The organism is Arsenicibacter sp. R0_47, assembly GCF_057652235.1.
This window is the reverse complement of sequence record NZ_JBYFCJ010000004.1, coordinates 318,189-331,121: the sequence shown is the minus strand read 5'-3', so window position 1 is coordinate 331,121 and position 12,933 is coordinate 318,189. Positions and strand designations below refer to the sequence as shown.

The window sequence follows — 12,933 nt, the reverse complement described above, 5'->3', positions numbered from 1 at the left end:
CAGGGTGCAAAAATAGCAACTTACTGTTAGTTTCGGCGGATAAAAACACCCGGAAAATTGCCGGTTGGTTTCTGGCCGGTAAGAACCAGCTGTCCGGCTACCCAAACGGCCTCAATACCAATACTTACTGCCTGACTGTCGCCTGACTTGGCCTGATCCATGACGGTATCCGGATTAAACAGGACCAGATCGGCTGCATAGCCGGGCGCAATCAGGCCCCGTTTGCGCAGCCCAAGGTGCTGGGCGGTCAGACCGGTCATTTTATAGATGGCGGTTTCGAGCGGCATGATCTGCTGTCCGCGCACGTACCGACCCAGCACACGGGTGAATGCCCCGAATGCCCGGGGATGACCGCCCACCGACCCGTCTGAGCAGATATTGGTTTGCGGCCATTGTAGAAACCGGACTATATCCGACTCATCCATTGATTTTCCCATAATACTTTCACCGGTTTCGTCGGGATGCTTTTCGGCGTGGGCCGCCGCTTCGGCAATTAAGCCCATCAGCGCCCGGGCTGGTTTTTCCTGCCGCATGCCGGCAATGGCACTCAGTGTTTTACCCGCATAGGCCGGATTCGCACTGTACCGGGCAAGGACCGATTGCTCGGGGTCGAACAACTGATTCACCGCAAAGTCAGCACTTTCCGGATTGGTATAATCGCGCTTCGGAAACAATACCCGCAGGGTTGATAGCCAGAAATCGTAAGGGTAGCAATCAGCGGTGATATTGATGCCTTCGGCTCTGGCCTGTTCCAGCCTCGCCAGCCAGGCAGCGGCTTGTCCCCACTGATTCCGCTGCGCCAGTTTGATGTGTGAGATCTGTACCGGCATACGGGTTTGCCGGCCAATAGCAATGATCTCGTCGATCGCATCTGCGAAGGTAATGTCTTCGCTCCGGATGTGACTCATGTACCGGCCGCCTGAATCGGCGGCGACCTGTGCCAGCTGAAGCACTTCATCCCGGCTGGAGAAAAAGGCAGATTCATATTCCAGTCCGGTAGCCAGACCCAGAGAACCGCGCTGCATGTCCTGCCGGAGTAAGGCTTTCATCCGCACCACTTCATCCGGTTTTGCTGTCCGGTACAAACCCCGGGCCCCCATGACGCTGGTCCGTAAGGACGAATGGCCGGTATAGGTAGCGATGTTTACAGCGACAGGGTGGTGCTGCATCCGGGTGGTCAGGGTGTCGATGGCATAACTGCTGCCGTCCTGTCCGATAATGATGGTCGTGATTCCCTGACTCAGCATGGCAATGGCTTCGGGTGTTTTGTCGAGTGATGCGTAATGGTGGCTGTGGCTGTCAATAAATCCGGGAGCGAGCACCAGCCTTTTGCCATCGGTAACCGGCTCTCCGGGGAAGGGCGTCAGGGAGCCAACCTCCCACACCTTTTCATTGAGTAGTCTGACCGAGGCTGAGCGGGCGGGTGTCCCGGTACCATCGATTAGCCGGAGGTTAGTCAGTAACTGCGTCTGCGGTAACCGGACCGGTCTACCTTCAATCGTTTCACGGACAAGTTGCGCAGCAAGGTCATTCGTGCCGTTTGTTAGTATGATAAGTGTTTGTCGGTCGTTGAAGGAATGATTTATTTCGTTATAAAAACCTGCCCATGTGCCGGTACACGAAAGGGTCAATCCGCCGTTTCCGGACTTCCAGCCAACGCCATAGGGGTAAGTAGTACCATCTGTTAACCTGATGGGACGAAATGCTTCCTGCATAGCAACGGAACTTACCAGTTTGTTGGTGACTAATGCCTGTGTCAAGATAAGTAGATCTGCCGCTGACGCATAGACATTTCTGCTGCCGTAAATACCATCAAAGCGGGATAGGTCATTGGCGGTCAGCTGCCCGTTATCCCGCCGGAATCCGGTCACCCGCTCAGGCCGCTTACCCGATTGTGCCTGATACTGAAAGACAAACGAGTCCGTCAGCCCTAGCGGAACGGCAATCTGTTGCCGGAAAACAGCGTCTATCGGCTGGCCGGTTACCGCTGTAATAACGGAGCCGAGGATAGCGTATCCTGTGTTACAGTACTGAAATTTTGCGCCCGGAGAAAACTGAAGTGCCGGTTTATGCGTGTGCAGGAGCGTGAGCAGCGATTCGTTGGTCAGGGTGTCGAGCGGCCCGTTTACTTTTTCGGCCAGATCGAGGTAATCAGGCAGGCCGCTCGTATGGGTCAGTAAATGACGGATGGTAATGTCCGGATAGGGGAAAGCCGGCAACAGCTCATGAACCGGCTGATCATACCGGAGTTTTCCCTGCTCCTGTAACCGTATGGTCAGTACCGCCATGAATTGGGTTGAGACCGACGCGAGGTTAAACGGCGAATGAATGGTAAGTGGTGAGTGCGAAGTAAGGTTCGCTGTACCGAGGGCTTTATGATAGCGGACGTTGCCGTTATTGCCCAGCAGTACGACGCCGCTGAATAGCCCGCGCTGGTGCAGGTAAGCGAGTACGCTGTCAAGCCGGCGGAGACGGGCATCCGGAACGGGCTGACCGGCCGGTTGGGTGCGGGGCCGTGCGGGCGCTGCCGGTATAGACAGCGAACAGGTCACGGATAGGAGGAGGAGAAAAAAAAATCGTGGTTTCATTGGTAAGCAGAATGGAATATTGAAGATAAAACGCTTGATTGCCATTGGTAAAGATGATAGCGTTTTTTGTTTTAACTGACAACATTTTCTGCGGATGCAACAGCATGCCTTATTAATAACAGCTGGTTTATTAACGACGAGTGACGCCAAGACAGCCCATGGTCTGATCCGGGGAACCGAACGGTATACGGTACGGGGCGTGATTGATCCGCCGATGGCGGGACGGGATGCCGGTGTGGTGCTGGATGGTATTCACCGGAACATACCGGTATGGGCGACAGTGGAGGAAGCCCTGGCGGCAACCCCGGAACTGACACATGCCATCGTTGCCGTGGCTACTTCCGGCGGTGTGCTGCCTGCCCACATGCTGGATACGATCCGGACCTGCCTGACACGCGGGCTTTCGGTGGTGAACGGGCTGCACGAATTCCTCAATGATAAACCGGACCTGGTGCAGCTGGCTCAGACCTTTGGCGGGGAATTGATTGATGTCCGCCGGCCAAAACGCAGAGACGAACTCCATTTCTGGACCGGGGCAATTTATTCGGTAACGGCGCCGATTATTGCGGTGATGGGTACTGACTGCGCACTCGGAAAACGCACAACGGCCCGGCTACTGACGCAGGCGTGCCGGGAAGCCGGTTTGTCGGCCGAGATGATTTATACCGGGCAGACGGGATGGTTGCAGGGAGGCCGGTATGGCTTTGTCTTTGATACGACGATCAACGACTTTGTGTCGGGTGAGCTGGAACATGCCATTGTCAGTTGCTGGCAGGAGACCGGTGCTGACCTGTTGTTTGTGGAGGGGCAGGCGGCGCTGCGGAATCCGGGCGGACCATGCGGGGCCGAATTCCTGGTATCCGGCAATGCGAAAGCCGTTGTGCTGGTACATGCCCCGAAACGGAAATATTATGATCACATACCGGCGTGGGGGGAAATCCCGTCGGTAGCGTCGGAGATTGCGCTGATCCGCGCCTATGGGGCGGAGGTAATTGCCCTGGCCATCAATACAGAAGACTGTTCTCCGGAGGAGGCGCTGGCTTTTCAACAATCATATCGGGAACAGCTGGGGATACCGGTTCTCTTACCACTGCAGCAGGGCGTCTCCGGGTTGGTACCGGTCTTACAGGCATTGATGACCAAACCCCAGCCGCCCCATGCGCATCCGTGAGATCAGGGTATACACCCGCGACCTGGCCCTGAGTAAACCCTATACCATCGCTTACCAGCACATAACGACCGTCGAAAATGTGTTTGTTGAGGTTGAACTTGCTAATGGAATCATTGGTTGGGGGGCGGCCAATCCGGATCCGGATGTGGTTGGCGAATCACCGGCCGATGTGCTGCACAACCTGACGGGGGAGTTGGTACAGGGTTTCACCGGAACCGATATCCGAAGCATTAATGCCCTCTTGAATACAGTTGAACAGACATGGGTGCATGCACCGGGCACACTGGCCGCACTCGATATTGCCTTGCATGATGCGTTCGGGCAGTACCTGGGTATACCCGTTGTGCAGTTCTATGGCCGGCAACATCAGGCATTACCTACGTCCGTTACCATCGGTATTATGGGTGTTGACGAAACGCTGGCGGAAGCCCGCGCCTATCTGCGGCAGGGATTCAGGGTGCTAAAGGTAAAAACAGGTCTTGATGTAATGGAGGACAGTGAGCGGGTGATCCGGTTACGGGAGACATTCGGACGGGAGGTAATGATTCGGGTGGATGCCAATCAGGGGTACACCGCCGGACAGCTCCGGCAGTTTCTGCATCAGACCCGTTATACCGATCTGGAACTCATTGAGCAGCCGCTGTCGGTGGGAGCCGACGCTGAACTGACCGGTTTTGCCCCCGATGTCCGGCAACGGCTCGCTGCCGATGAATCGCTGACCGACGGAAAGGCTGCGCTCCGGCTGGCACAGGACCCGTTATTATTCGGGATATTCAACATAAAACTAATGAAATGCGGGGGCATTCGGGCTGCACTGGGGCTGGCTGCTATCGCCCGGCACGCGGGCATTCAGTTATTCTGGGGCTGCAACGATGAAAGCAGGATCAGTATCACCGCTGCGCTGCATGCTGCTTTTGCCTGTCCGAATACACGTTACCTTGATCTCGACGGGAGCCTTGATCTGGCCGAGGACCTGGTCAGCGGGGGCTTTACAATTGATGAAGGATTCATGCGTCCTGCTCTTCAACCCGGGTTAGGCCTTCGGCCGATCCCTTAACCCAACCGCAGCTGGTATGGCAAATCTGCAACGTTCCATTGGTCTCCGGCCCGCTATTTTGCTGGTCGTTAGTGTGATTGTCGGCTCGGGTGTCTTTAAAAAAGTGGCGCCGATGGCGGCAGAACTCGGGTCGCCACTGCTGATTTTAGGGTGCTGGGCAGGGGCAGGATTGATTAGTCTGGCGGGCGCGCTGAGTAATGCCGAGATGGCCGGTATGTTTCCGGATTCCGGCGGGGAGTATATTTATTACCGGAAAATCTACGGCCGTTTTTTTGCCTTTATGTACGGCTGGGGCAATTTTATGGTCATGAAAACGGCGGCTATTGCGGCACTGGCCCATATTTTCGGCCAGTCATTCTGCTCGTTATGGGGTGTTGGTACGGATGAGGCAGCGCTTCTGGTCAAGCTGGTTGCCACGGGTCTGATTCTGCTGCTGACGTGGGTAAACTACCGGGGCGTGCCGTTTGCCGAGGGGGTGAGCCGGTTGCTGACCTACCTGATGTTTCTGTCAGTAGCCGTCATTGTGTTTCTTGGTCTTCGTTCGGAGTCGGGTAGTGTGCAGCACATGCTGGCAGGAAGTACCAGTCCGGAGGCTCCTGATCTGCATGGGTTCGGGCTGGTCAGTGCCCTGACAGCGGCGTCCCTGGGCGCTTTCTGGGGGTATGAAGGCTGGAATCACATCGGCTATCTGGGGGAGGAAGTAAAGGATCCGCAGCGGACATTACCCCTGGCACTGGGTATCGGTACCGGCCTAGTGATCCTGATTTATACCGTTCTGAACGCCGTATATGTGTATGTTTTACCGGTAGATACGTTGATGCAGCTGACTAATCAGCCCGATAAAATTGCGGCTGTGGAGGTTATCCGGCAGGCAGCGGGTTGGGGCGGTGCCCTGTTTGTTTCATGCCTGATTCTGGTAACTACCTTTAATGCAACCAATGCATCGGTATTGATGTCGGCTCGGATCTTTTTTGCGATGGCCCGGGACGGCCTGTTTTTCCCGAAAGCAGCGGTTATTCATCCGGTTTACCAGACCCCGTCAATGGCATTGGTGCTACAGGGTTTGTGGTCAGTATTGCTGGTCTGGTCTGGCAGTTTTGATCAGCTGACGGATTTACTGATCTTTGTTTCCTTTATTTTTTACGGCGCCACGGCGCTCGGGGTAATTCTTTTGCGGGTAAAACAACCCGCCCTGCACCGTCCTTATAAGGTGATCTGGTACCCGTTTCTTCCCTTGTTTTTTACCCTTTTCTGCTTTGTTTTGGTTGTGATGACGATCGTCAGCCAACCGGCAGACGCCCTGACCGGTGCCGTATTACTGGCAACCGGGCTCCCGTTTTACTATTATTTCGGACGCCGGAAACCTCAGGAAACGATCCCGGAATCCTGAACATGCCGGACCAGATCGGGCCAGAAACGTCGGAATTCAATGGCCATCGGATCGTAATACCGGACGAGATCCTCAACGGCCGTTTCCAGTCCGGAGTCGAATGTAGTCCGGCTGGCAATGCCTTTCAGTGAACGGTCAACACCGCTCAGATGCCGGTAGTTTGACAGCCAGTTTTGCCGGATCATATAGTACGCCATGCGGCCGGCATCCGCCGGTAACTGATCCTCCACGCGTAGTAAAGTCTGGTAAAACCAGGCGACAAAACCGGTCAGTTCTTCACCGGTTAAACTTGTAAAATTGCTTGCCAGAAAGTGGTCAAAAAAGACATCGACAGCCACACCCGCGTACTTGTGGCAGCGTGGCCGCAGGTACCGGCGAACCTGTTCAACGGCGGGGTGCGCATCCGTAAAGGCGTCGATAGACCGGTGTAGGCGGATGCCCTGAGCCACCGCTGCGGACAGGCCATGCCTCGGGTTAGCCGGGTCGCCTTTTATGAAATCGGCGATGAAATTACCGACCAGAAGACCTTCCTGCCGGTTCGATAAATAGGCGTGTGCCAGAATGTTCATACCCTTAGTGGCAGGATAAAAGACTGATGAATGGTCGATCTAACGGTGTTAGATCAGGGGTTAGCCGGCTTCGGCTGGTCTTTTCTCCCTTTGCTGATGGGTGGTTCAGACTGTAGAACAACGCCCTCGCCCGGTACATATGCCTCTACGGTTACCCCGAACCGCCGCAGAAAATCGACTCCCTCGTCGGTGCCGATGCCTTTGTAGGCTGCATAGGAATGAAGAAAAATTACCTTGGCAATTTTCATGCTGTAGATGGTCCTCGCGCAGGCAATACACGGCGACAAGGTGACGTAGAGGGTTGAGCCGGCAATGTCGGAACCGTTCTTGGCTGCGTACAGAATGGCGTTTTCTTCGGCATGTAACGCAAGCGAGCAACTGCCTTTTGAGTCGCGTGGACAACCGGTTCCCGGATACTCCACATCACAGTTGTGAGTACCGGCCGGAGGCCCGTTATAGCCGATAGAAATGATACGGGTATCTTTGGTCAGCACGGCACCTACCTGTGCTTTTATACAGTGTGACCGCTTGGCCAGATTGACGGCCAGCTCCATAAAAATGTCGTCGAAGCGCGGGCGGGTGTTGTGATCGGTGGTAAGTGACGAAACCGTCGAATGAGGCGTTACCGGAAAATTAGTATCCATCATAGGCGCAAAGATAACCTCTTGCCCTGAAAAAGCCGGCTTCGGAACCGGAAAACCCGGAAAACAAAAAAGGCCGGTTCAGAACGAACCGGCCTTCCGTAGCGGGAGAGAGCCAATCAGGCGTGTTGCCGTTCATGTTTACCTTCCCGGATTTCTTCAATCATTTTCCGGTTGAAGGCCGGTATATCATCAGGCTTCCGGCTGGTCACCAGTCCCTGGTCCGTAACGACCTCTTCATCTACCCAGTTTGCCCCGGCGTTTTTCAGATCGGTCTGCAGAGACGGCCATGAGGTAACTTTCCGGCCGTTGACCACACCGGCCTCAATAAGCAGGGTCGGGGCATGGCAGATGGCCGCTACCGGCTTTTTCGCCTCAAAGAAATGGCGTACAAACTGAACCGCCTTTGGTTCGGTCCGCAGTTTGTCGGGATTCATGACGCCACCTGGCAGCAGCAGCGCATCGTACTGCGAAGGATCGGCACCGTCCAACGGCAGGTCAACCGAAAAGGTGTCGCCCCAGTCCGTCATGTCCCAGCCCTTCACTTCACCGCCTTTGGGGGCAATCAGGTGTGTGGTTGCGCCGGCCTGTTTCAGCGCCTCGCGCGGTTCGGTCATTTCAATTTGTTCAAAGCCATCTGTCAGGAGGATCGCGACTTTTTTACCGTCCAGCCGGTTGTTTTCCGTGTTTTGTTGATTGTTCATACGTACGTTGAGAAATTGACTACTCTACTATAACCGTAGAAATTGACTATTGTTTGGGGCCGGTGCCGGTATTTGTCCGGTTGCCGGCCGTGGGGCGCATTAGATAATGAAACCGAAACAAAGCCGTGTTACAGCGGGTATAGGGAGATACGAATTCACATTAAACAGAGAACAACATGCTACGATCATATCTCAACGCCTTTCAGATCGGTCTGGTAGCCGGTATGCGGGCCATGTCGGCTCCGGCGTTAGTCAGTCATAAATTATCGCATACATTGCTGAATCCGATGCCCGGTTCAACATTAAACTTCCTGACATCACCGGTTACGGCGAATGTACTGAAGGTACTGGCGGGCGGGGAACTGGTTGGGGATAAGGTACCGTCTGCACCCGATCGGATCGTCACACCACAATTGCTGGCGAGGCTGGCAGCGGGGGCAACAAGCGGAGCGGCCCTGAATGCTACCTCGGGTGAGCCGGTAGCAGCCGGTGCGGTAGCCGGCGGACTGGGTGCCTTGGTAGGGTCTTTTGCTTTTTTTCACCTGCGCCGCTGGCTGACGGAAGAAAAAGGAATGCCGGATACGGTAGTTGCGCTGGTGGAGGATGGACTGGCACTGGGTCTAGGCTGGCAGGCTGTCCAGTCAACGGAGGTGGTATAGCCAAACAATAGCTGTTAAACGACAGGACAGTCAATTATTAGTTTACCACATAGCCACATAGAAGACATAGCATTGGTTTAAAACGCTTTGTTTAGTTATGTGGTTATGTGGTATGTTTACTTATCGGTTCCGCTAACCGGTAACCGGCCTCAGCCAGTCCGGACGGGTGGTACGGACCTTTGCTTTAAGCTCATTTAAAATGGCGTAGAGGCCATAATAGGTACGGTTGATATAAAGGCCGTCCTGAGAGCCGCGTGCGCCGTTAGCGCTGCGTAATTCGTCCATTTTCGAGAGGTTATCCGCAAAGGCATAGACCTTATCAAAATAAGCATCATTGCCGAAATCAAACTCCTCAACTGCGAACGGTTCTCCAAGCATAATGATCATCTGCCGGAAAAGATCGGAGAAAAACGTACGCTCTTTAGCCGTATCCGAAGGGAGCAGGTATTCCAGCTTATCAAAAATCTGTTCGGTCAGGGCATTGTCCTTCAGGGTGTCGGGGTTAATGAGCCGGAAATAGTTTTCGTAATAATAATCCGGAATCACCTTTACACAGCCGAAATCAATAATGCCCATGGTGCCGTCGGGGCGCATCAGGAAGTTCCCGGGGTGCGGATCCGCATGTACCTGCCGCAGCGTATGGATCTGAAAATCGTAAAAATCCCATAATGCCTGGCCGATCCGGTTCCGTACCTCCTGCGACGGGTTGGTGAGTAAAAAGTCTTTGAGGTGCTGCCCGTCCACCCAATCCATGGTCAGAATCCGTTTGGCGGAGTATTCAGGATAATAGCGGGCAAAAACCAGATCGGGAATGTGGGCGCAGGCCGCCGAAATGTCCATTGACCGCTTCAGCTCCAGCGAATAGTCCGTTTCTTCCAGCAGTTTTGATTCTACCTCACCCATATACCGGTCAATGTCCTTCTCGTTGAGATTGAGCAGGCGGACGGCAAGGGGCTTGGCAATCCGTAGATCAGAGCTAACCGAATCGGCAACGCCGGGGTACTGAACTTTTACCGCCAGCCGTTTGCCGTCTTTCCACGCTTCGTGTACCTGACCGATGCTGGCAGCATTGCTGGCTTTGATAGCAAACGAATCAAAGAGCTCGCCCGGAGATTTACCGAAATACGTCCGGAAGGTTTTAACCACCAGCGGGCCCGACAGCGGCGGGGCGGAATACTGCGACATCGCAAATTTCTTGGAATAGGCCGTTGGCAGAAGCCCGCGGTCCATGCTCAGCATCTGCGCCATTTTCAGTGCCGACCCTTTCAGCTCACTCAGCGCGTCGTAAATATCAGCGGCGTTATCTTTATGCAGGTCTTCCTTCGTCAGCTCCGGATTGACCAGCTTTTTACTGTAATGCTTCAGGTAATTACCCCCGACTTTTACCCCGGCTTTAACGAACTGACCGGCACGGGCTACTTTGGAGGTGGGGATGGAGGTTTGTGCTTTCATCGGTTTTGGTACATAAACTTTGCCAGATCGAACAGCGAATCAAGCGGCGAACGACCAATGAGGTCGAAGGTTGTGTTGACGGCTTTTTCGATGACGGTATCGGTTTTTTCAAAGTTTTTGCTGACATCGCGGACCCAGAAGTCCAGAATCAGGAGCGTTTCGGCCCACAGGGCTTTCGGGTACCGGTCCGTAAGGAATGGCCGTGGTTCTACTTCCCGGCTTTCCCGTCCTTCGGCCATCAGGTCGCGGGCATAATCATCGAATGCCTCGCGGAAGGGCTGTAAGGCCATTGACCGGAGGGTATTCATCCGGTGCCGTGCCAGTGCAGGTCCTGCCGTGGCAGGCTGTTCACCTCGGATGCGGGAGAAACTATACACCACAAAACTGCGCTGCGATTTCAGTACTTCAATCCAGGTGTAAAAGAATGCCAGTACCTTTTCGCGTACCGAATAGGTTTGATAGGTCGGATCGGCCTCGACTGTCTGCCGTGCCTGCTCAAACGCCGCCAGCCATACATCGGCCTCGATAGCGTCGAAGGATGCATAGTGGGTATAGAATTCGGTTTCCGGAAGTTTGAGCTTTTTGACGAACTGAAAGACAGAGGCAGGTTGTTTCCCGTGTTCAAGGACATACTCTGTGTACGCCTTCCGTATTTTTTCGGTTGTTTCCATAAATCAAGTTAAGCCAGGCGGTAGATGGGAAATGATTAATGAATAATGAACAATGATTAATGAATAATGGGCAATGATTAATGGGGTTGATCACCGGTAACGGGCAGGCAACGGCATGGTAGAGCCTCATTATACATTATCAATTAGTCATTGTACATTATCAATCAGACATTCTCCTTTTATACATAGTTGTCAACGGTCTGTTAAGTGGAAAAGTTTGCGGATTTTTGCAGAATCATTGAGAAGAACCGAATCGTATGCCTATACTTCAACCCATAGTGAATATGGCGGAACTGCTTTCCCGGAAAGGGATGACGGATGTCATTGTTTCGCCCGGATCCCGGTCAGCGCCGTTAACCCTGGCAGTGGCACGACACCCCGGCCTGCGGGTTCGTGTTATCCCCGATGAACGGTCGGCAGGGTTTATTGCCCTCGGACTGGCGCAGCAGCAAAAGCGGCCCGTCGGCATAATCTGCACGTCCGGCAGCGCGGTCTACAATCTGGCCCCCGCCGTAGCAGAGGCGTATTTTCAGGAGATACCGTTGCTGTTGCTGACCGCTGACCGCCCGCGTGAATGGGTGCACCAGCAGGACGGACAAACGATGTTCCAGACCGGCATTTTCGGGCAACACGTCAAACGCAGCTATGAATTACCGGCCGACTACGGACATCCGGATTCCCGCTGGTTTATCGAACGCTCCGTCAATGAAGCGTATAACCTGACGTTGCTGGATGCACCGGGTCCGGTCCACATTAACGTGCCGGTCAGAGAGCCGTTTTACCCCGGGCCCGATGAATCCTACCGGTATGAACCGGCCCGGGTCATTGAGACATTGCCGGCCGAAACGACGCTTAAGCCGGAAGACTGGCACCGTATTCAGTCGATCTGGGAAGACAGCGACCGGAAGCTGATTGCGGTCGGACAGTTACCGGATAATCCGGTTCTGACGGAGCTGCTGCGTAAAATCAGTGACGAATTTCAGGTACCCGTGGTGGGCGAAATCGTCAGTAACCTGGGGCGGAACGGGCAGTTCATTACCTTCGCCGATACCTTTCTGGCACTTCCGGATGATACGCTGAAGCGTAGCCTGCAGCCGGATCTGCTCATTACCATCGGCCTGTCCTTTCTGACCAGAAACCTGAAGACGTTCCTGCGGCAGTTTCCGGCCAGCCTGCACTGGCACATTGCACCGGCTGTAGACAGGGTGACTGATCCGTTCCGGACGCTGACGACCCAGATTCCGATGGAACCCGCCGCGTTTTTCGGCAAGCTGTTCAGTGATCTCGACTACCAGCGGTTTCTGCAGGGGGATGAGGAGGAGGAAACCGAGGGATATCTGGAGCAGTGGCAAGCGGCCGACCGCAAGGCAGGGCGCGTCATCGGACAATCGCTGGCGGGAGAAACACTGACGGATTTCCGGGCGACCTCCCTGGTGCTGGATGCCTTGCCGGTGGGCTCTGAGCTTCATCTGTCCAACAGTATGCCGGTGCGCTATGCCAGTTTATGCGGTCTGGAGGCCGTGCAGCAGATTGCGGTGCGGGCAAACCGCGGGGTGAGCGGTATCGACGGATGCCTGAGTACCGCCGTCGGAGCCGCTCTGGGAACCGACCGGCTGGTTACGCTCCTGATCGGCGATGTGGCGTTTTTCTACGACCGGAACGGGCTTTGGAACAACTACCTGCCGGCCAACCTGCGGATTGTATTGTTCAATAACCACGGCGGGCATATATTCCGGATGATTGACGGGCCGGGGCAGCAGCCGGAGCTGGAAGAATTCTTTGAGGTAGCCCAGCCGCTGACCGCCGGACGAACAGCGGCCGATGCGGGGATCGGCTACCAGCTGTGCACGACACTTGATGAAGTCCGGTCAGCCGTTGGGTCATTCTTTGCCCCCTCGCCGGTAGCGCAGCTGCTGGAAATTAAAACCGATAAATACCGGAATCAGGAAGAGTTTGCCGCCTACAAAGCCGCTGTCCGAGCGTGAATTAATGAAAAAGGGCGACCGCATGGGGTATTGGGCGACCAAATGG

Annotated in this window: 11 protein-coding genes; 5 read left to right on the top strand and 6 right to left on the bottom strand. The window is 54.7% G+C overall.

What is annotated here, in order from left to right; translation table 11 throughout:
* Positions 1 to 26: 26 nt before the first annotated feature.
* Positions 27 to 2,588: a serine hydrolase gene (locus tag AC23NW_RS10070; protein WP_487449237.1), complete on the bottom strand. Its 2,562-nt coding sequence runs from the start codon at positions 2,586 to 2,588 to the stop codon at positions 27 to 29.
* A 94-nt stretch (positions 2,589 to 2,682) separates the two neighbouring features.
* Here AC23NW_RS10070 and AC23NW_RS10065 point away from each other — a divergent pair, with 94 nt between their 5' ends.
* Genes AC23NW_RS10065 through AC23NW_RS10055 form a run of 3 tightly spaced genes read left to right on the top strand, consistent with a single transcriptional unit; the run spans position 2,683 to position 6,206 of the window.
* Positions 2,683 to 3,759 carry an N-acetyltransferase DgcN family protein gene (locus tag AC23NW_RS10065; RefSeq protein WP_487449235.1) on the top strand — a complete coding sequence of 359 codons (1,077 nt, stop codon included), beginning with the start codon at positions 2,683 to 2,685 and terminating at the stop codon, positions 3,757 to 3,759.
* Entirely contained in the window at positions 3,746 to 4,816 is a 1,071-nt protein-coding gene (locus AC23NW_RS10060) for a mandelate racemase/muconate lactonizing enzyme family protein (RefSeq protein WP_487449233.1), read from the top strand. Before AC23NW_RS10065 ends, AC23NW_RS10060 begins: the two co-directional genes overlap by 14 nt.
* Positions 4,817 to 4,832: 16 nt before the next feature.
* Positions 4,833 to 6,206, top strand: coding sequence for an APC family permease (locus AC23NW_RS10055; protein ID WP_487449231.1), 1,374 nt, complete (start codon positions 4,833 to 4,835; stop codon positions 6,204 to 6,206).
* Here AC23NW_RS10055 and AC23NW_RS10050 read toward each other — a convergent pair.
* The 3 genes from AC23NW_RS10050 to AC23NW_RS10040 all read right to left on the bottom strand — a co-directional run bounded on the left by AC23NW_RS10050 (position 6,182) and on the right by AC23NW_RS10040 (position 8,120).
* Positions 6,182 to 6,775 (bottom strand): acyl carrier protein phosphodiesterase, encoded by a 594-nt coding sequence (locus AC23NW_RS10050; protein WP_487449230.1) that lies wholly within the window; start codon positions 6,773 to 6,775, stop codon positions 6,182 to 6,184. The two genes, AC23NW_RS10055 and AC23NW_RS10050, sit on opposite strands and share 25 nt — an antisense overlap.
* 53 nt (positions 6,776 to 6,828) lie before the next feature.
* On the bottom strand, positions 6,829 to 7,329 hold the full coding sequence (locus AC23NW_RS10045) for a deoxycytidylate deaminase (RefSeq protein ID WP_293837438.1): 501 nt from the start codon (positions 7,327 to 7,329) through the stop codon (positions 6,829 to 6,831).
* Positions 7,330 to 7,535: 206 nt separating this feature from the next.
* Positions 7,536 to 8,120 (bottom strand): type 1 glutamine amidotransferase domain-containing protein, encoded by a 585-nt coding sequence (locus tag AC23NW_RS10040; protein WP_487449229.1) that lies wholly within the window; start codon positions 8,118 to 8,120, stop codon positions 7,536 to 7,538.
* 176 nt (positions 8,121 to 8,296) lie between these two features.
* Between AC23NW_RS10040 and AC23NW_RS10035 the strand changes: the two genes are divergently transcribed.
* Positions 8,297 to 8,779, top strand: coding sequence for a DUF4126 family protein (locus AC23NW_RS10035; protein WP_293837436.1), 483 nt, complete (start codon positions 8,297 to 8,299; stop codon positions 8,777 to 8,779).
* A 132-nt stretch (positions 8,780 to 8,911) separates the two neighbouring features.
* On the opposite strand, the gene AC23NW_RS10030 is transcribed toward AC23NW_RS10035, so the two are convergent.
* Positions 8,912 to 10,231 (bottom strand): ABC1 kinase family protein, encoded by a 1,320-nt coding sequence (locus tag AC23NW_RS10030; RefSeq protein WP_487449227.1) that lies wholly within the window; start codon positions 10,229 to 10,231, stop codon positions 8,912 to 8,914.
* The gene (locus tag AC23NW_RS10025) at positions 10,228 to 10,902 is read right to left on the bottom strand and encodes a TetR/AcrR family transcriptional regulator (RefSeq protein WP_487449226.1); all 675 of its coding nucleotides are present in this window, start codon (positions 10,900 to 10,902) and stop codon (positions 10,228 to 10,230) included. The genes AC23NW_RS10030 and AC23NW_RS10025 overlap by 4 nt, the downstream gene beginning before the upstream one ends.
* Before the next feature lie 284 nt (positions 10,903 to 11,186).
* On the opposite strand from AC23NW_RS10025, the gene menD reads away from it, so the two are divergent.
* Positions 11,187 to 12,887 carry a 2-succinyl-5-enolpyruvyl-6-hydroxy-3-cyclohexene-1-carboxylic-acid synthase gene (menD, locus tag AC23NW_RS10020; protein WP_487449225.1) on the top strand — a complete coding sequence of 567 codons (1,701 nt, stop codon included), beginning with the start codon at positions 11,187 to 11,189 and terminating at the stop codon, positions 12,885 to 12,887.
* Positions 12,888 to 12,933: the final 46 nt, after the last annotated feature.